At 70.3% G+C, this 17,595-nt stretch carries 18 protein-coding genes and 1 pseudogene; 10 read left to right on the plus strand and 9 right to left on the minus strand.

Annotated features, from left to right (window positions below):
- The first annotated feature begins 156 nt into the window (after window positions 1-156).
- Window positions 157-1,647: an LCP family protein gene (locus tag ACIBHX_RS40635; RefSeq protein WP_397072832.1), complete on the plus strand. Its 1,491-nt coding sequence runs from the start codon at window positions 157-159 to the stop codon at window positions 1,645-1,647.
- Window positions 1,648-2,116: 469 nt separating this feature from the next.
- On the opposite strand, the gene ACIBHX_RS40640 is transcribed toward ACIBHX_RS40635, so the two are convergent.
- Window positions 2,117-2,557 carry a PaaI family thioesterase gene (locus ACIBHX_RS40640; RefSeq protein ID WP_397072833.1) on the minus strand — a complete coding sequence of 147 codons (441 nt, stop codon included), beginning with the start codon at window positions 2,555-2,557 and terminating at the stop codon, window positions 2,117-2,119.
- Window positions 2,558-2,714: 157 nt separating this feature from the next.
- On the minus strand, window positions 2,715-3,476 hold the full coding sequence (gene atpB / locus ACIBHX_RS40645) for a F0F1 ATP synthase subunit A (RefSeq protein ID WP_397072835.1): 762 nt from the start codon (window positions 3,474-3,476) through the stop codon (window positions 2,715-2,717).
- An 85-nt stretch (window positions 3,477-3,561) separates the two neighbouring features.
- Here atpB and ACIBHX_RS40650 point away from each other — a divergent pair, with 85 nt between their 5' ends.
- The gene (locus ACIBHX_RS40650; RefSeq protein ID WP_397072837.1) at window positions 3,562-4,263 is read left to right on the plus strand and encodes a TetR/AcrR family transcriptional regulator; all 702 of its coding nucleotides are present in this window, start codon (window positions 3,562-3,564) and stop codon (window positions 4,261-4,263) included.
- Between the two features lie 122 nt (window positions 4,264-4,385).
- On the opposite strand, the pseudogene ACIBHX_RS40655 reads toward ACIBHX_RS40650, so the two are convergent.
- Both ACIBHX_RS40655 and ACIBHX_RS40660 read right to left on the minus strand, forming a co-directional pair.
- Window positions 4,386-4,577, minus strand: a pseudogene (locus ACIBHX_RS40655) (serine hydrolase); the annotation flags it as partial.
- Window positions 4,578-4,604: 27 nt separating this feature from the next.
- Complete coding sequence (locus tag ACIBHX_RS40660; RefSeq protein ID WP_397072839.1) at window positions 4,605-6,635, minus strand: spermidine synthase; 2,031 nt, start codon at window positions 6,633-6,635, stop codon at window positions 4,605-4,607.
- 182 nt (window positions 6,636-6,817) lie between these two features.
- On the opposite strand from ACIBHX_RS40660, the gene ACIBHX_RS40665 reads away from it, so the two are divergent.
- Complete coding sequence (locus ACIBHX_RS40665; protein ID WP_397072840.1) at window positions 6,818-8,176, plus strand: S8 family peptidase; 1,359 nt, start codon at window positions 6,818-6,820, stop codon at window positions 8,174-8,176.
- A gap of 4 nt (window positions 8,177-8,180) precedes the next feature.
- Complete coding sequence (locus ACIBHX_RS40670; protein WP_397072842.1) at window positions 8,181-8,411, plus strand: hypothetical protein; 231 nt, start codon at window positions 8,181-8,183, stop codon at window positions 8,409-8,411.
- On the opposite strand, the gene ACIBHX_RS40675 is transcribed toward ACIBHX_RS40670, so the two are convergent.
- Complete coding sequence (locus tag ACIBHX_RS40675; protein WP_397072844.1) at window positions 8,392-9,114, minus strand: ABC transporter permease; 723 nt, start codon at window positions 9,112-9,114, stop codon at window positions 8,392-8,394. The genes ACIBHX_RS40670 and ACIBHX_RS40675 overlap by 20 nt on opposite strands.
- Window positions 9,107-9,838 carry an ABC transporter ATP-binding protein gene (locus ACIBHX_RS40680; RefSeq protein ID WP_397072846.1) on the minus strand — a complete coding sequence of 244 codons (732 nt, stop codon included), beginning with the start codon at window positions 9,836-9,838 and terminating at the stop codon, window positions 9,107-9,109. The genes ACIBHX_RS40675 and ACIBHX_RS40680 overlap by 8 nt, the downstream gene beginning before the upstream one ends.
- 66 nt (window positions 9,839-9,904) lie before the next feature.
- Here ACIBHX_RS40680 and ACIBHX_RS40685 point away from each other — a divergent pair, with 66 nt between their 5' ends.
- On the plus strand, window positions 9,905-10,591 hold the full coding sequence (locus tag ACIBHX_RS40685; protein ID WP_397072847.1) for a TetR/AcrR family transcriptional regulator: 687 nt from the start codon (window positions 9,905-9,907) through the stop codon (window positions 10,589-10,591).
- On the opposite strand, the gene ACIBHX_RS40690 is transcribed toward ACIBHX_RS40685, so the two are convergent.
- Window positions 10,528-10,848: a DUF4190 domain-containing protein gene (locus tag ACIBHX_RS40690; protein WP_397072848.1), complete on the minus strand. Its 321-nt coding sequence runs from the start codon at window positions 10,846-10,848 to the stop codon at window positions 10,528-10,530. The two genes, ACIBHX_RS40685 and ACIBHX_RS40690, sit on opposite strands and share 64 nt — an antisense overlap.
- 98 nt (window positions 10,849-10,946) lie before the next feature.
- Here ACIBHX_RS40690 and ACIBHX_RS40695 point away from each other — a divergent pair, with 98 nt between their 5' ends.
- Complete coding sequence (locus ACIBHX_RS40695; protein WP_397072850.1) at window positions 10,947-11,420, plus strand: nitroreductase family deazaflavin-dependent oxidoreductase; 474 nt, start codon at window positions 10,947-10,949, stop codon at window positions 11,418-11,420.
- A gap of 47 nt (window positions 11,421-11,467) precedes the next feature.
- Window positions 11,468-12,268: an ion transporter gene (locus ACIBHX_RS40700; RefSeq protein WP_397072852.1), complete on the plus strand. Its 801-nt coding sequence runs from the start codon at window positions 11,468-11,470 to the stop codon at window positions 12,266-12,268.
- On the opposite strand, the gene ACIBHX_RS40705 is transcribed toward ACIBHX_RS40700, so the two are convergent.
- Window positions 12,238-13,464, minus strand: a complete 1,227-nt coding sequence (locus ACIBHX_RS40705) for a low temperature requirement protein A (protein WP_397072854.1) — start codon at window positions 13,462-13,464, stop codon at window positions 12,238-12,240. The genes ACIBHX_RS40700 and ACIBHX_RS40705 overlap by 31 nt on opposite strands.
- A 2-nt stretch (window positions 13,465-13,466) precedes the next feature.
- Window positions 13,467-14,081, minus strand: a complete 615-nt coding sequence (gene rpsD, locus ACIBHX_RS40710; protein ID WP_397072941.1) for a 30S ribosomal protein S4 — start codon at window positions 14,079-14,081, stop codon at window positions 13,467-13,469.
- Between the two features lie 68 nt (window positions 14,082-14,149).
- Between rpsD and ACIBHX_RS40715 the strand changes: the two genes are divergently transcribed.
- From ACIBHX_RS40715 to ACIBHX_RS40725, 3 genes are all read left to right on the plus strand, one after another.
- On the plus strand, window positions 14,150-14,851 hold the full coding sequence (locus ACIBHX_RS40715; RefSeq protein ID WP_397072855.1) for a DUF2470 domain-containing protein: 702 nt from the start codon (window positions 14,150-14,152) through the stop codon (window positions 14,849-14,851).
- Between the two features lie 89 nt (window positions 14,852-14,940).
- The gene (locus tag ACIBHX_RS40720; protein WP_397072857.1) at window positions 14,941-15,423 is read left to right on the plus strand and encodes a hypothetical protein; all 483 of its coding nucleotides are present in this window, start codon (window positions 14,941-14,943) and stop codon (window positions 15,421-15,423) included.
- Window positions 15,420-17,546, plus strand: a complete 2,127-nt coding sequence (locus ACIBHX_RS40725; protein ID WP_397072859.1) for a bifunctional polysaccharide deacetylase/glycosyltransferase family 2 protein — start codon at window positions 15,420-15,422, stop codon at window positions 17,544-17,546. Before ACIBHX_RS40720 ends, ACIBHX_RS40725 begins: the two co-directional genes overlap by 4 nt.
- Window positions 17,547-17,595 lie beyond the last annotated feature (49 nt).

Raw genomic sequence — 17,595 nt, forward strand, 5'->3', positions numbered from 1 at the left:
CATGCGGCGTTCATCTCAGCTTGGGCACATGTCTCGGATGTCCCTATATGGGAGCTAGAATCCTGGCAATCTTCTGTCCAATGGGGGGCAAAACCGCGTTTTGCCAGGTAGGCCTGTGAAGGAGCCGATGGGGTGGACTCAACCAGAAAACGGCGCGTGCCTCGGCGTACGCCCGTTCCTGCCGCCCCACGGTTCGCCAAGCCGCTGACGCTCGGCTCCGTCATCGGCTGGACCGCCCTGTCGGCCATCCTGCCCGGCGCCGCGCACCTGCGGGCCGGGCATCGCCGTACCGGGCTGGCGCTGGTCGGCGTCTACGCCGTGCTGCTGCTCGCCGCCCTGGCCTACGGCCTGACCAGGAACCTGAACAACCTCACCGTGTTCGCGGGCGCGGGCGCGCAGACGGCGGTCATCGTCATCGCTTCCGGCCTCGCGCTGGCCTGGTTCGCGCTGATCGCCGTCTCCTACGTGGTGCTGCGGCCCAACCGGCTCGACCAGCTCGGCCAGATCGTCTCCGGTGTGGCCATCGGCCTACTGTGCGTGACCGTGATGGCGCCGTTCGCCCTCACCGCCAACTACATGCTCACCTTCAAGAACACCATCGACAAGATCTTCCCCTCGGCCACCGACTCCGACGCGGCACCGGTGCCCACGGACCCGGCGAACCCGTGGGAGAGCAGCGATCGGGTCAACTTCCTGCTGATCGGGGGTGACGCCGCGGGTGACCGTACCGGCGTGCGGACCGACAGCATGACGGTGGCCAGCGTCAACACCAAGACCGGCAACACGGTGCTGCTGAGCCTGCCGCGCAACATGCAGCACGTGCGCTTCCCGCCGAACTCGCCGCTGCACAAGCAGTTCCCCAACGGTTACATGGCCGAGCTGCCCAACGGCGGGCTGCTCAACGAGGTCTGGCAGTACGCCAACGACAACCCGCAGCTCATGGGCGGCAAGAACAAGGGCCCGCGCGCGCTGATGGACGCCATCGGCTACACGCTCGGCGTGAAGATCGACTACTACGCCCTGATGAACATGTACGGCTTCGCCGACCTGGTCGACGCGATCGGCGGGCTCAAGATCCGCGTCGAGCGCGACATCAAGTGGGGCGGTCACTTCGGTACGGCAGGCACCATCAAGGCCGGTTACCGGCGCCTCGGCGGAGAGGAGGCGCTGTGGTACGGCCGGTCCCGGGTCGACAGCGACGACTTCTCCCGCATGGCCCGCCAGCGCTGCGTCATCGGCGCCTTCGCCCAGCAGGCGACGGCCGACAAGATCCTGCTGAACTTCTCCAAGATCGCCAACGCGACGAAGCGGCTGGCGCAGACCAACATCCCCAAGCAGCTCGTCGAGCCGCTGGTGGAGCTCGCGGTCAAGGTCAAGGGCGCCCGCATCACCAGCCTGCAGTTCGTGCCGCCGGAGTTCTACTCGGGCCGCCCGGACTGGCTCAAGATCCGGCGTGCCACGGCCAAGGCCCTCCAGGACTCCGCCAAGCCCGCCCAGCGCGCCCAAGCGGCCGACGTCACGGCCTCCCCCGGCCAGCCCACGGCCAGCCCCACCCGGACCCACCTGGCCCAGCGCCCCACCCAGACCCCCACCCAGAACGGCAGCAACAAGACCGCCAAGAGCCTCAGCGAGGTCTGCGGCCTCTAAGGGCATGGTCCTCGCCCCGGACCCGCCTGGACCACCACCCGTCTGACGCCCACCCACAAGGGAGCTGCGGGACACCGCCGCCGAGCCGGAACCCCGCTCCCCTGCATCGCCTCGGGATGGTGTCTCGCCATGTTCACCCAAGGCCACGAGCAGCGACCCCGCCGACGTGCCGTGCGAACCACTCCTCAGGGAAGCCGCCGGCGCCGCGCGAAACGCGATCACCACGCGGAGGGAGACACGGGGCACTACGCGGAGGACGCGAAGGCCGGGCACCACGCGGAGAGGGACCCGTTCAAGCTGCGTCGGACACGCGCCATGCCCTAGCTCCGCCCACTGGAAACGCCCATGGCCGGTCACACCACGCCGAGCCGGCCCCAAGCCCACCAAGCCCCGAGCCGCAGCCGTGGTGGTCGGCGAAGGTACCCCCGAAGCGCACGACCGAGCCCCGGGCATACCAAAGCCCCGGATCTTACGAGCGGACGGTCTGGATCCGGGTCGTGGCTGAGGCCGTGGCCACGAGCTTCCCGTCGGGGTCCACGAGCTCCCCGGACAGGAAGCACACCTCCTTGCCCCGTTGCACGACCCGCCCCCGCCCCACCAGCCGCCCGGGCCGCGCCGGGCGCAGGAACTGCACGTGAAGTGCCAGCGTGGGCGCGAACTTGTCCGGCGGCAGCGTCGCCACCAGCGCGGGCCCGAGCGTGTCGTCGAGCATCGCGGCGAGGAACCCGCCCTGGATCACCCCCACAGGGTTCGCGAACTGCTCACCCGCCTGGAACGCCACCTCGATGGTTCCCTTGTCGGGGTCGATCTCGACGAGCTCCCACCCTAAGAGCCGCGCGGCGGGCGGCTGGGGAAGCCGACCTTCGAGCATGTCCCAGAACGGCCCGCTCCTCTTGGTCTCCGTTTCCATGCGGGCCATTGAACAAGACCCCACCGACAATCCTTGGAGCTCGGAACGCCCACCGCTCCAAGCGAGCCATGCTCGGCCGGCGCCGGCCGTACGCGATCATGTGCCGTTCCGTGCGAGAGCGCCGGCGTTCTGATCCGAGCCGGGCGTACGGCGGGCGTCAGTGGGCGGGGTGGATGGCGTCGCCGAGGTACATCGCGGCCAGCATGGTGAACAGGTAGGCCTGCAGGAACTGGATGAACATCTCGAAGGCCGTCAGCACGCACGTCGCGAGCACGCCCAGGACGCCGACCGGAAAGCCGGGCAGCGTGGGATGGGCCAGGGTGAACCAGAAGCCGACCGCGCTGAAGAACGCCAGCAGCATGTGGCCGGCGAACATGTTGGCGAACAGCCGCACCGCGTGCGTGAACGGCGCCGTGACGAAGATGTAGACGAGCTCGAGCGGGGCGTACAGCACCAGCGCCAGCGCCTTGGGCAGCCCGGGCGGGAACATCGCGTTCCTGAAGAACCCGGCGAAGCCCTGGTGCCTGAAGCCGAGGTACAGCTTGATCACGTACACGACGGCGGCGAGCACGGCGGGGAAGGCGATGTGGGAGGCGACGGGGAACTGGATCACGGGCACGACACCCATCAGGTTCCAGGTCAGCGTGAGCAGGAACAGGGTGAGCAGGAACCCCATCCAGCGGTCGGCGTCCTTGCCGAGGAACGGCCGGGCGACCTGGTCGCGGACGAAGACGTAGGCGTACTCCCCCACGTTCTGCAGGCCGCGGGGCACCAGCCGGGGCCGGGCGAAGGCGGCCCAGCCCAGGCCGCAGATGATCACGACGGCGAGGACGGCGAGCAGCACGGGCTTGGTGAGCCAGGCGGGCGCGCCGTCCCACAGGGGAGGGAGGTCGAACAGGTCCGTGCCGGGGATGGGCATGGGCGGCTCCAGGTCGAAGGGGGAACCGGGTACGCCGTACCCGGTTTCGGAAATCCACCCTACAAAACCGGGTATGGTGTACGCAATGACGAATGTGTGGATGCGGCCCGAGGAGCCGGCCCGTGGCCCACGGCCGAGTTTCAGCAGGGCACAGCTCACCGAGGCGGCGATCCGGGTGGCCGACGCCGAGGGGCTGAAGGCGATCTCGATGCGGCGGGTGGCCGCCGAGATCGGCTCGGGCACGATGTCCCTGTACCGCTACGTCTCCAGCAAGGACGACCTGATCGACCTGATGCTCGACGCCGTGGCCGTGGAGTACCTGCCCGACGAGGTCAGCGGCGACTGGCGGGCGGATCTGCGCGGGCTGGCCGTACGCAGCCGGCAGGTGATGCTGCGCCATCCGTGGATCGCCCCGCTGACCGTGGGCCGCCAGACGGCGGGCCCGAACCGGATACGGGTGATGGAGGCCGCGCTGCGGACGGTCGACGGGCTCGGGGTCTCCATCGACGGGATGCTGACGATGGTCGGGACGGTGTCGGCGTTCGTCAGCGGGTTCGTGTCGTCCGAGCTGGCCGAGATCGAGGCGTCCCGGCAGACGGGGGTCGATCTCGGCCAGTGGCTGATGCGCCAGGCGCCCTTCATCGAGTCGGTGCTCAAGAGCGGCGACTATCCGCTGTTCACCCGCATGACGAAGGAGGGCGCGCGGCGCTACGTAGATTCGGAGGAACGCTTCTTCTACGGCCTCGACCGCGTCCTGGACGGCCTCGCCGCCCGGCTCCCCGACTGAACCGCTACGGGCACAGAACCGACTCCACGGTCTTGATCATGGCGAGGACGGCAGCGGTGGTGTCGCGGAGCGTGAGCGTGGCGGAGATCGCGAACACCTTGCCCCCGTCCGGCCAGTGAGCGGCCCGTCACCCTCTCGATGACCATGCCGAGGAGCGTGTAGTCGGTGTTGGAGTAGGAGAACCTCTCCCCCGGCTCGCCGGTGCGGGCCTGCGCGCGGGACTTCCTGACCAGGTCGACGGGGCTGTAGTAGGTGGTGCCCCCACCAGGCAGAGCGCGCTGATCGCGTGTGCGTACATGGCGCAGAGGAAACACCGTGCCGCGTTTCCGCGCCGTTTCCGGTCAGGCGGCTCGCCGGGGAAGCAGCGCGAAGGCCCCCAGGTAGAGCACGGCGGCCACGATGAGCAGCCCCCGGTAGCCGATCACGAGAGCCAGGTACTCCAGGCACCCGCCCACCATCGCGCCGAGCAGGTTCGCCCCGAACGACGTGGTGGGGTCGGCCGTGTCCGAGAACCGCTTGGCGAAGACCACGTTGGCGGCGAAGATCGGCAGGAACGCCACCACGACCGCGGCCACGGCCCGCACGGGGAGCGGCAGCGACAGCAGCCACGAGTTGGGCACCAGCCAGGCCAGCGCCAGCCCGGCGAGCAGCACGCCGTACATGACGGGCAGCGGCGGGGTGCGGAAGCGGCGCGTCACCTCGACCGCGGCGAGCACCGCGACCAGCACCCCGGCGAAGACGATCGCGTTGACCACCCACGTGGTGCCGAACAGCAGCGCGAACCCGGTCACGCTCTTGGTCTCCAGCAGCAGGAACGCCACGCCGAGCAGGAACAGGTCGGCGTAGGGACGCATCCGCCCGAAGGGCCCGGCGACCACGCGCACGGCGAGCAGGCTGACCGCCAGGATCAGCCCGAGCGTGATCAGGTAGATCGAGGGGACGTCGCGGTCCTTGAGGTACAGGAACGGGCGGTCGTCCCCGGTCGGCGGGGGCGTGCCCGCCGCCGCGCCGGCCCATTCCGTCTCGCACTTCTGCGCCGACGGCGAGACTCCGGCGGTGATCACGGCCTGCTGCCCGGCCTGGCTGACGACGTCGACGCACGGCTTGTGGCCGAAGGCCGCCTGCACGGTCGAGGCGAGCCGGTCCACCAGCCACGGTTCGCGGTAGTAGTTGTACATCGAGAACGCGCCGCCGGGTTTGAGGTGGGTCTGCGCCGCCCGCATGGCCTCCTCGGTGAACAGGTAGCTCTCCAGGCGCAGCGAGCTGGCCCCCGACACCAGCGTGAGCGAGTCGGGCAGGGCGAACAGGATCAGGTCGTACTTCTTCGGGGTCCGCTCCAGGTAGGCGCGCCCGTCGGTGATCGTGGTGGTCACGCGCGGGTCGGCGTAGGGCTTGTCGGGGTGGACGGAGCCGCCGAGCTCGCGCAGCTTGGGGTCGATCTCGACCGCGTCGACGTGTTTGGCGCCCTTCGACAGCGCGATCGCCACGTCTGTGCCGCTGCCCGCGCCCACGATCAGCACGTCGTCCAGCGGCGTGCTGGAACGCTCGTACGGCAGGCCGTACTGCCGCTCCCACTGCAGTCGCGCCGCGGCGGGCACGGCCTGCTGGTGCGGGATGCCGTTGACCGAGATGTCGGTGACGGGCACCCCCAGCTGCATGAACTGCTTGAAGGTCACCTTGTAGTAGGGCGACCAGATCGCCCCCGCGGTCAGCGTCTCCGACAGCAGCAGCGTGACGATCGCCAGCGACGGCACCGTGACCAGGAACAGGTAGTGCGCCAGCGGCCTGGGCGTCAGCAGCAGCCCGTAGCAGATCGCCGCGACGAGCCCCCAGAACACCGGCGGCGCGCTCAGGTACGACAGCGCCGTGAACGCCACGATCCCGCTCAGGCTGCCGATCAGGTCGTAGCGGTAGGCCTCGAGCCGCGGCAGTTCGGGGAAGCAGCGCCCGACCAGCTCGGCGGGCCCCATCAGCGTCAGCGCCGCCGCCGCGAAGATCACCGGCAGGATCGCCCACGCCGGCGGCCCCGTGGTCGCCAGCGACGTCCAGTACAGGACGCCCTCGGTGTTCCTGTCGACGGTCACGGGGAACATCAGCACGACGACCACGAGCCCGAACAGCACCACGGGCGAGTAGTACGGCTGGCGCCCCGACCTGCCCACGCGCAGGAACCCCAGCCCGATGCCGAGGAACGAGCCGAGCAGCACGAAGTTGGTGAAATAGCTCAGGTGGACGATGTTCGACCCGGTCCACCGGATCAGGGCCAGCTCGAGGAAGAGCATGAAGGCGGAGGCCAGAATGAGCCTTGGCCGCACCGCCAGCCAGTGCTCGCGGGTGGGTTGTGAAGGGGCCAGCGATGCCTGCGCCGTCATGTCGACTCACCGTAGTGAACAGACCGAAATCACGGAAGCATGATGCCCGAGATTGAATGACGCCCGCTTCGCGCATTTTGCGGCATTCCAGCAGGTCAGAAACCCTTCGATGCGCTGGACGCGCCCCCGCGGATGAAGGAATGTTGGTGCGTTCGTTCCCTCCAAACGTTCGGTGGTACATCATGCGGGTCCTCATCCAGCTACGCCCCTCACCAGATCTCGTCGCGGCCGTCGCCGATCCCGGCCGGACGGCCACCACGGCCGACGTCGCCGACTCCCTGCCGGGAGTCGAGCTCGACTCCGCCTTCACGCCGGTGGCAGTCCCCCGCCCGATCCCCGCGGCGGGCGGCGACCCGCTCTCCCTCAACCAGCCCCTGGACTTCTCGCTGGCCGCCGAGGACGCCTCGGTGCTGGTGCGCGGCACGATCTCCGACGACGAGTTGGCCACCAGGGTGACGCTGCTGCCGACGCTGCGGCCCGACGTGGTGGGCGTGTTCGCCGACCCGGTCGTGCAGTCGTCGATGACCTGCGGCGGCGACCCGCCGCTCGGCGACTGGCACGACGTCGAACGCCTGCTCAACGTGGCGGGCCTGCACGCCGAGGGCCTGGACGGCGCCGGGGTGCCGCTGGCCGTCTGCGACACGGGCATCAACGCCGCGCACGTGGCCAGGCAGCTGGGCCGCGGCGTCACGCTGGACGCCGAGCGCAGCTGGAACCCGGCCGGCGTCGAGGGCAGGCCGGGCGAGTTCGAGGTCGACCACGGCAGCATGTGCGCCTTCGACGCGCTGATCGGCGCGCCGCAGGCCTCGCTGATCGACATCCCCGTGCTGCGCTCCACCCGGCCGGGCGGCTCGGCGATGGACGGCCTGCTGTCGGACGCGGTGGCCGCCTTCGCGCACCTGCGGGACGTGCTCGACATGCAGCCCGCGGGCACCAGGACGCTGGTGGTCAGCAACTCCTGGGGCTCGTTCTCCCCCGAGTGGGACTTCCCCGTCGGGCATCCTGGCAACTACTCCGACAACGCCGCCCACCCGTTCAACCTCATCGTGGCCAGCCTCGACAGGGCCGGCGCCGACGTGCTGTTCGCGGCGGGCAACTGCGGGCGCGAGTGCAAGGACGCCCGCTGCGCCTGGCCGACCAGGCCGATCTGCGGGGCCAACTCCCACCCGCGGGTGCTGTCCATCGGCGGCGTCGACACCAACGGCGAGCGGGTGGGCTACTCCTCGCAGGGGCCGGGCCGGCTGACCGCGCGCAAGCCCGACGTGTGCGGGTACACGCACTTCTCCGGCTCCAAGGCCTTCGGCGACACCGAGCCCGACTCCGGCACGTCGGCGGCCACGCCGGTCGTGGCGGGTCTGGTGGCCGCCATCCGCTCCCACTGGCCCGCCTCGCGGCTGTCACCCGCCCAGCTGCGCGCGCTGCTGCGCCGTACCGCGGAGGACCGCAGCGACGTGGGCTTCGACTACGACTACGGCTACGGGATCGTGGACTCGGCCGGCATCGTCGCCGCGCTGCAGCGAAGGGCCAAGAGCGTAGCGTGAGGACATGGTCCTCATCACGGTACGGCTTGCGCGGGGCGCCACCCTCGCCGACGCGATCGACCGGCTCGACCTGGCCGAGGAGGACGTCGACACCTCCTACGGCCTGGTCGCGGTCGACCCCGACAAGGGGCTGTACGCGCTGCGCGTGAGCGACAGGGCGGGCCGGAAGGTCGGCCCGCCCTTCGCCGATCCCAAGATCGAGCCGTTCGGCCCGCCTAGGCGTTCTCGCGATTGAACACCCGGGTGCCGATCCACAGGCTCACCAGGGCGAACGCCACGGTCACCGCCACGCCGGCGATGACCGTGCCGGTCAGGTAGCGCCCGGCGAACAGGTCGCGCATGGCCTCGAGCACGTAGCGGAACGGGCTGACGTGCGAGATCGCGTTCAGCCAGCCCGGAGCCATCGACATGGGCAGGAACGAGCCCGACAGCAGCACCAGCGGCACCACGACGGTGGTCATGACCGGGGCGAAGAGCTGGTCGTTCATGGTCAGCGCGGCCGCGTACGACAGCGAGGCGAGACTGACGCCGAGCACGACCATCAGCACCAGGCTGACCAGCACGCCCGCGGGAGCCGCCCGCAGCCCGAACGCCACCCCGACGGCGACCAGCAGCACCGTCTGGATGATCAGCGTGACGGCGTTGTTGAGCACGCGGCCGAGCAGCAGTGACAGACGCCCTGCCGGGGTGACCCGCATCCGCTCCAGCACGCCGGAGCGCTTCTCGAAGACGACGCCGAAGCCGGCCAGGCCGGTGCTGATCAGCCCGAGCTGGATGATCAGGCCGGGCACCAGCGTCTCCCAGGTGCCGATCCTGGCGAAGATCGGGCCGAACAGCACCAGGAACAGCAGCGGCTGCACCGCGCCGAAGACGATGCCCACCTTCTGCCGGAGGGTGATGCGGAAGTTGTGGTGGAACAGCACCCAGGTGTCACGCAACGCCTGCCTCCTCGCGCAGGGAGCGGCCGGTGATGTCGAGGAACACGTCGTCGAGCGTGCGCCCGCCGGTCTTGAGCTCGGCGGGGGTGCCCTCGGCCACGATCCGGCCGTGGTCGATGATCAGGAGCCGGTCGCAGAGCGCGTCGGCCTCGTCCAGGTAGTGGGTGGTCAGGAACACGGTCGTGCCCAGCGCCCTGATGTGGTCCCACAGGTTGGCCCTGCTCTGCGGGTCCAGACCGGTCGTGGGCTCGTCCAGGAAGATCAGCGGCGGCCGGTGCAGCAGGCCGAAGGCGATGTCGAAGCGCCGCCGCTGGCCGCCCGACAGCGCGCCGCCGGGCATCTTCTCCATGCCTGACAGTTCGAGCTTCGACAGCACCTCGGCGGACCTGGTCTCCGCCTCGGCGCGGCGCATGCCGTACAGCATCGCCTGAAGGATCAGCTCCTCTCCGATCGGGTTGACCGGGTTGATCCCCCCGCCCTGCGAGACGTAGCCGATGCGGCGGCGCACGCCGCGCGGGTCGGCAAGCAGGTCGTGGCCGGCCACCGTGGCCGTGCCCGAGGTGGGGGTGAGCAGCGTGGTCAGCATCCGCATGGTCGTGGTCTTGCCGGCGCCGTTGGGACCGAGGAACCCGACGATCTCCCCCGCTTCCACCGATATGTCCACGCCTTTGACGGCTTCCACGCCGCCTTTGAAGGTCTTGCTCAGACCCACAGTCTTGATCATTTCATCGCCTCCAAATTTAGAGTAGCTGAAAATTTGGAGTCACTGCAACATTGATAGCATAGGGGCGTGGAAGAGGGACTGCGGGAGCGGAAGAAGCGGGAAACCCGGCAGCGCATCGCGGACATGGCGATGGGCCTGTTCATGATTCACGGCTTCGACAAGGTGACCGTGGCCGACGTGGCCAGAGCCGCCGACGTGTCCGTGAACACGGTGTTCAACTACTTCGGCACCAAGGAGGACCTGTTCCTCGACCGGCAGTCGGAGGTGGGGTTCCTGCCGAGCGGGGTGGTGCACGGGCGCCGGCCGGGCGAGAGCGTGGTGGCGGCCTTCCGCCGCGACTTCCTGGAGGCCATCGAGCAGCGCGACTGGCGCTACGGCCTCAACGACGGCTCCGACGTCTTCGGGCGCCTGGTGGGCGACAGCCCGTCACTGATGGCCCGGATGCGGGAGCTGGAGCACGAGCGCAACACGAACCTGGCGAACACGCTGGCGGAGGCCACCGACGCCGACCCGGACGACCTGACGCCGCAGCTCGTGGCGGCGCAGATCCTGGAGACGACGCGGCTGCTGTCCAGGAACGCGGTGCGGCGCAAGCTGGCGGGGGAAACCTGGAGCGAGATCCAGCCGTGGCTGCGCGAGCAGGCCGAGGCGGCCTTCGATCTGCTGGAGACGGGGATCGGCGGCTACGGTCAGCTGTTGGACAGCCCGCCCAGCAACGCGATCCCGCCGAAAAGCACGAAGAACAGCACGTAGAAGCCGATGATGGCGATCATGAGCCAGGTGGCGACCATGCCGCAGATCCGTCCCGCCTGGACCTGGCCGCGGTTCTCGTAGTAGTAGCCGCTGCCGTCGATCTCGCGGAGCGCCTTGTTGCCCATCGACCAGGCGAATGGGCCCAGGATGGTGCAGATCACCAGGCTCAGGATGCCCAGCACCAGGATGGTGGTCCCGTTGGGGTGCGTCTGGGGCGGCGGACCGTAGTAGGACGGGCCGTAGTTCGGATACGACATGCTGGCTCGAACCCCCGTCTGCTACGTGTTTTAGGTGGGTTTTATACCACAGGGCCGGGCGGCATGGCATTTGAACGAGCGCTTGCTACACTCCCGGCATGCTCGGGTTCCTCAAGCCCTTCTTCCAGTGGCTGGCCGGGACCGACTGGTTCATGAGGGTCGGTCCCCGTTTCGTGCCGCAGCTCGACCGCGCGGTGCACCGGATCTTCAAGCGCCTGGGCAGCAGCCAGGTGATCCCCACCCTGGTGCTGTTCCACACCGGCGCCCGCAGCGGGCTGCCCCGCCGTACGCCGCTGGCCTGCCTGCCCGTCGAAGGCGGCTTCCTGGTCGTGGGGAGCAACTTCGGGCTCCCCCAGCATCCGGCCTGGACGGCCAACCTGCTCGCCGAGCCGCACGTCAGGGTCAGCTACGCGGGGCGCGAGGTCCCCGCCGAGGCCAGGCTGCTGACCGGCGCCGAGCGGGAGGCGGTCTGGCCGGACCTGCTCGCGCTGTGGCCCGTCTACGCGGCCTACACCGCGAAGTCGGGCCGGGAACTGCGGGTCTTCTCGTTGACCAGCTCTCAATCCGGATAAGCCATGATTAGGGGGCATTTGATCAAGAACTACTAGGAGTCCCCCTCGTGCGCGACCGCGTCCGCCATGTCATCGAGCATCCGCGCTTCCAGCGGTTCATCGTCGGCCTGATCCTCGTCAACGCCGCCACGCTGGGCCTGGAGACGTTCCCGGCCGTGCTGAGCCGCTTCGGCCCCGAGCTGCACGTGATCGACCACGCGGCCCTGTACATCTTCGTGGCCGAGCTGCTCGCCAAGATCTACGTCGAACGCCTGCGCTTCCTGCGCGACCCGTGGAACATCTTCGACGCCCTGATCGTCGGCATCGCCCTGGCACCGGCCACCGGCGAGTTGTCCGTCCTGCGCTCGCTGCGCATCCTGCGCGCCCTGCGCCTGCTGTCGGTCGTCCCCAGTCTCCGCCGCGTGGTCTCCGCCCTGCTGCGCGCCCTGCCGGGGATGAGCTCGATCGTGGTGCTGCTGTCGCTGGTGCTGTACGTGGCCGCCGTGATGGCCACCAAGATGTACGGCGGGGCAGCCCCCGACTACTTCGGCTCGCTCCAGACGTCGCTGTTCACCCTGTTCCAGACGATGACCGGCGAGGCCTGGCCCGACATCGCGCGCGAGGTGATGTCCGTGCACCCCTTCGCGTGGGTCTTCTTCGTGATCTTCATCCTGATCTGCACGTTCGTGGTGCTCAACCTGTTCATGGCGGTCGTGGTGAGCGCCATGGACGAGGAGTCCGCCGAGGAGCGGGCGGAGCTGGAGGAGGACTCGGCCGCCTCGACCCGGCTCATCCTGGACGAGCTGGCGGCGTTGCGCCAGGAGGTGGCCGCCCTGCGTCAGGCGACCGCGGGCGTGGACGGCTTGTAGAGCACGCGCCACAGGGCGACCAGGGCCAGCAGCGCCACCACGATCCACGCCTGGACCAGCCCCGCGAAGACGGCCACGACCGGCGGAGCCGCCACGGAGGGCAGCGCCCAGCCCCACAGCCAGCGCCGCTCCGCCCGGTTGGCCACGCCGAGCACGGCGGAGGCCAGGAAGTACACGGCCAGCCCGCCGCACAACACCCAGACGATGCCGCCGTGCAGGTGCGCGGACGCGTCCTCCGCGACCACGCCGAGACCGGCGGCGGTGGCGGTGATCCCGGCGGTCATCACATAGTGGGCGGGCATCGCGACGGCGGGCCTGAGCCCGTTCTCGCTGGCGTCGGGCACGGCGCTCAGCCCGTACTGCAGCGTCAGCCACCACAGCGACACGATCAGCCCGAACCCACCGAGCGCGGCCAGGCCGAGCGCCTGGTCCCAGCTCTTGCCCGAAGCGGCGACCACCACCTGCATGACGGCCTCGCCGAGCACGATGATGACGAACAGGCCAAGCCGCTCCCCCAGATGCGCCGAGTGCAGGATGGCGGCGGTGGGCACCGTGATCTCCTGGGACCGCAGGCCGAACTCCTGCCTGCGTTCCTCTCGCTTGCGCAGCCGCTCGGCCTGCGCCTGCGCCTGCTTCACCACCCTGTCCGGGTCCAGGCTCGCGCGGACGGTGAAGGTGATGTCCAGCACGGCGCCCAGCCCCCACAGCACGTACCGCCACGCCACCGGGTCGCCGGGGGCCGGCGGGTCGATCCAGAGCGAGGCGACCCACGGGATCACACCCACGCCGATGTGGACCGAGGGCCAGGAGATCAGGATGTTGCCCGACCCCTGCAGGGAGCGGGCCGCGACGGCACGGCAGAAGACGTAGGCGGCGATGAACCAGGGGTCGTGGGTGTTGTCACCGCTGCCTAGGCTCAGCGCGTGGCCGACGTCGGGGGCGGCGGCGGCCATGACCGCGATGCCGAACATGCACAGGAGCATGCTGCGCACGCGCGTCTTGTCGCCCCTGACGTTGGCGTAGAGCGTCATCGACGTCCAGACGCTCCACACCGCGTAATAGAGCATGGCGAACAGCGCCACGTCGAGCCAGGTCGGGTGCTGCAGGCGGTGCGCCAACTGGGCGACCGCCACCACCACGACGAGGTCGAAGAAGAGTTCCAGCCAGCTGGCATGCCGTTCACCCGCGTCACTCACGGCTAACGAGAATAGAACTCCACCACGAGTTGCTCGTCCACGGGGACCGCGATCTGCTCGCGCTCGGGCCTGGCGGTCAGCGTGAAGCGCAGCTCGGCCAGGTCGACGACCAGGTAGGGGGCGGTGCGCTCGTCGGCGTGGACGCCCTCGGCGGCGGCCACGAACGGCTGCATCTTCCTGGACCGCTCGCGTACCGCGACGACCTGCCCCGGCTTGACCAGGTAGCTGGGGATGTCCACCTTGCGGCCGTCGACGGAGATGTGGCCGTGGCTGATGTACTGCCTGGCCGCGTAGATCGAGGGCGCCAGACCTGCCCGCAACACCAGCGATGCCAGCCGCGACTCCAGCAGCGTGACCAGTTCCGCGCCCGACGCGCCCTGCTTGCGGACCGCCAGGTCCCAGTAGCGGCGCAGCTGGCGTTCCGAGACGTCGTAGTACCAGCGCAGCTTCTGCTTCTCCATCAGGCGCATGCCGTAGTCGCCGGTGCTGCGGCGGTTGGTCTTGCGGCCGTGCTCGCCCGGCGGGTACGGGCGCTGCTCGAAGTAGCGGACGGCTTTCCTGGTCAGCGGCACGCCCGCGCGACGCGACAGCCGCACCTTCGGACCGGTGTAGCGCACATTCACCTCAATGTGATTAGGTAATCCTTACTTAGGTAAGCCTAACCTAGCATGCCAAGGAGTCGTCCATGCTGCCGATCCCCGAGCGGATCCGCACCCTCGCCGCGACCGCGAGCCTCGCCCGCCTGTCCGTGGACGGCGTGCCCTGCCCCGCCCGCGGCGGCGTGGACGGGCGCGGCCGCCCGGTGCTGCTGGTGCGTCCCGGTGAGCCGCTGCACGGGTTGCGCGAGGACGCCGTGGTGTCGGTGAACCTCACGGCGATGCGCCTGCTGGGCGACGTGGAGCACCCGCGCGGCCTGCTGGAGGTGCAGGGCTGGGTCGAGCCGGTACCCGCCGGCCAGGCGCGCGAGGCCGCCGTCGCCGTCGCGGCGCGCCACGCCGACGAGAGCCTGTTCGAGGCACTCGAGCGGTACGGCGAGCGGGACGTGCCCCGCCTGCTGCGGCTGGACGTGGGCCAGGTCGTCTACCTGACCGGGGAGGAGTCCGGCGTGCTGGACGCCGACGACTACCTGGCGGCGGCGCCCGACCCACTGGCGGAGACAGCCGAGCGGGTGCTGGCCCACGTCAACGACTCGCACCGGGCACAGCTGGCCATCGGCGTGGCCAGGCAGCTGGGCGAGCACGTGGGCCAGGCGTGGCTGTGGGAGCTGGACAGGTTCGGCGCCACGGTACGGGCGGACGAGGCGCTGATCCGCTTCCCCTGGCCCACGCCCGCGCACAGCGCCCCGTGCCTGGAGACCGCGCTCCGTGGTCTGCTCTGCACGTGCTGACACCTGAGCCTGAAGGTTCGCTGTGAATCAAGCGCAGGCTCCGCCACTTTGACCAGATAAGTCCTCACCCGTCACTACGATCTCCGCCTGTGAACGACCCCCAGCCGACGGCCGTCTTCGTCGACCACAGTGGCCGGCGCAGGCGCGTGCTGATCGCGGCCGCCGCGCTCACCGCCGTCGTCATGCTGGCCGTGGCCGCGATCCTGGTCGGCGGGGCGTTCTCCAACACCACCCTGGACGTGGTGGGCTGGCCAGGCGGCGGCCCCGACGGCAAGCAGCCGCCCGGCGCGATCAGGTCGGCGCCCTCCACGCGGCCCGCCACCCGCCGCCCGAGCCCCACTCCCGCCCCGGCGTGGACGCCGTCGGCCACCAGGTCCCGCACCACGACGCCCACGCCCACGTCCTCGCCGACGCGGAGCCGTACTCCCGCGCCGTCCGGGACCCCCACCCCGAGGCGGACGACCGCCACGCCCACGCCTACGGAAGCGGTCACCACCGATCCGGCGCCGCCGGGAAGGACCAAGCAGCCGCCGGGCCTGGATCCGACGAAGACGCACGGCCCGAAGAAGTGACGACCACCGTCACCACGACGGTCCAGGCGCCGCGCCGGCAGCCGGACCCGCGCGGCCACTGGCTGGTTGTCCTGTGCGGCGTGCTGCTGATGGTCGGCGCGCTCGTGCTCAACGGATACGCCACCAACGAGGTCGGCGAGACCCACGCCGCCCCCGCGACCTCCTCCTCCGAGGACCTGGGCGGCGTGGACCGGGGCGGGCCGCTGGTCAACCTCACCGGCGAGGGCTCGCAGAGCGCGCGCGTGCCCGCCAAGACGGTCGCGCTGACCTTCGACGACGGTCCCGACCCCATCTGGACGCCGCGGGTGCTCGACGTGCTGAAGCGGCATGGCGCGAAGGCCACGTTCTTCACGGTCGGGGCCCGGGTCGCCGAGAACCCCGATCTCGCCCGGCGCATCGTCGCCGAGGGGCACGAGCTGGGCAACCACACCTACGCGCACGCCGACCTGACCGGCGTGCCCGCCTGGCGGCTGCGGCTGGAGGTGTCGCTCACGCAGAAGGTGATCGCGGGCGCCACCGGGTTCCAGACCAGGCTCGTGCGCCTGCCGTACTCCTCCACCCCGGAATCCGTCACCGGGCCGCAGGTGCGCGCGATGCGCGAGCTGGGCGGGGCCGGCTACCTGGTGGCGCTGGCCGACCTGGACACCAAGGACTGGAGCAGGCCCGGCGTCGAGAAGATCGTGCGGGCCGCAGTCCCCGAGCGGGGACGCGGCGCGGTGATCATGATGCACGACGCGGGCGGCGACCGCGCGCAGACGGTCGCCGCGCTCGACCGGCTGCTCACCCGGCTCGACCACGGCGGCTACCGGGCCACGACGCTGACGGTGGCGCTCGGACTGGGCTCGGCCTACCTGCCGGCGGGCGGCTTCGACCAGGTGGCTGGGTCGGTGCTGGGCTTCGCTCAGCGCGCCTCCGGCACGTTCACGCGCGCTCTGTCGTGGGTGCTGGCGATCGCCGGGGTGCTCACGCTGGCCCGGCTGCTGTTCTTCCTCGCGCTGGCCTGGCTGCACGTACGGCGGGCCAAGCGCGGGCGGCGGCGGACGGGCGCGGCCCCGCCCTGGCCGGCACCGCCTCCGGTCAGCGTGATCGTGCCTGCCTACAACGAGGAGGTGGGCATCGAGGCCACCGTGCGCTCCCTGGTGAACACCGCCTACCGCGGGCAGGTCGAGGTGATCGTGGTCGACGACGGGTCGAGCGACGCCACGGCCGCGCGGGCCGCCGCGCTCGGCCTGCCGCAGGTGCGGGTGGTCCGGCAGGCCAACGGCGGCAAGCCCGCCGCGCTCAACACCGGCGTCGCGCACGCCTCGCACGAGATCCTGATCATGGTGGACGGCGACACCGTGTTCCAGCCGGACACCATCGGCCACCTGGTCGAGCCGCTGCGCGATCCGGGGGTCGGCGCCGTCAGCGGCAACACCAAGGTGGGCAACCGGCGCGGGATGCTGGGACGCTGGCAGCACATCGAGTACGTGATCGGCTTCAACCTGGACAGGCGCGCCTTCGACCTGCTGGGGTGCATGCCGACCGTTCCCGGCGCGATAGGCGCGTTCCGCGGGGCGGCGCTGGCCCAGGTGGGCGGGCTGAGCGTGGACACGCTGGCCGAGGACACCGACCTGACGATGGCGATCTGCCGCGCCGGGTGGCGGGTGGTCTACCAGGAGAAGGCGCTGGCCTGGACCGAGGCGCCCACCACGATCGGCCAGCTGTGGCGCCAGCGCTACCGCTGGTGCTACGGCACGCTGCAGGCCATGTGGAAGCATCGCGGGGCCGCCGTGGAGCGCGGCACGTTCGGCCGGCGCGGGCTCGGGTACCTCACGCTGTTCCAGGTGCTGCTGCCGCTGCTCGCGCCCGTCGTGGACGTCATGGCGGTGTACAGCGTGCTGGTCGGCGAGCCGCTGCCCGTCGTGGCGGTGTGGGCGGGGTTCGTGCTCGTGCAGGCGATGACAGGCTGGTACGCGCTGCGGGTCGACCGCGAGCGGGCCTCGGTGCTGTGGGTGCTGCCGCTGCAGCAGTTCGTCTACCGGCAGCTGATGTATCTCGTGGTGATCCACTCGGTGGTGACCGCGGTGCTGGGCGTGCGGCTGCGCTGGCAGACGATCCGCCGCGAGGGCACGTTTTCTTGATCACGATTCGTCCGGCCGGGTCCCATTCGGTGCGCGGCGTCACTATCAT

Source organism: Nonomuraea sp. NPDC050536, assembly GCF_044457685.1.
Lineage (GTDB): Bacteria > Actinomycetota > Actinomycetes > Streptosporangiales > Streptosporangiaceae > Nonomuraea.

Bases quoted from the DNA above. Each gene is read 5' to 3' on its own strand.
- ACIBHX_RS40640 (WP_397072833.1), bottom strand. From the start codon at position 2,557: ATGGAAACGGAGACCAAGAGGAGCGGGCCGTTCTGGGACATGCTCGAA.
- atpB (WP_397072835.1), bottom strand. From the start codon at position 3,476: ATGCCCATCCCCGGCACGGACCTGTTCGACCTCCCTCCCCTGTGGGAC.
- ACIBHX_RS40650 (WP_397072837.1), top strand. From the start codon at position 3,562: ATGACGAATGTGTGGATGCGGCCCGAGGAGCCGGCCCGTGGCCCACGG.
- ACIBHX_RS40660 (WP_397072839.1), bottom strand. From the start codon at position 6,635: ATGACGGCGCAGGCATCGCTGGCCCCTTCACAACCCACCCGCGAGCAC.
- ACIBHX_RS40665 (WP_397072840.1), top strand. From the start codon at position 6,818: ATGCGGGTCCTCATCCAGCTACGCCCCTCACCAGATCTCGTCGCGGCC.
- ACIBHX_RS40670 (WP_397072842.1), top strand. From the start codon at position 8,181: ATGGTCCTCATCACGGTACGGCTTGCGCGGGGCGCCACCCTCGCCGAC.
- ACIBHX_RS40680 (WP_397072846.1), bottom strand. From the start codon at position 9,838: ATGATCAAGACTGTGGGTCTGAGCAAGACCTTCAAAGGCGGCGTGGAA.
- ACIBHX_RS40690 (WP_397072848.1), bottom strand. From the start codon at position 10,848: ATGTCGTATCCGAACTACGGCCCGTCCTACTACGGTCCGCCGCCCCAG.
- ACIBHX_RS40695 (WP_397072850.1), top strand. From the start codon at position 10,947: ATGCTCGGGTTCCTCAAGCCCTTCTTCCAGTGGCTGGCCGGGACCGAC.
- ACIBHX_RS40715 (WP_397072855.1), top strand. From the start codon at position 14,150: ATGCTGCCGATCCCCGAGCGGATCCGCACCCTCGCCGCGACCGCGAGC.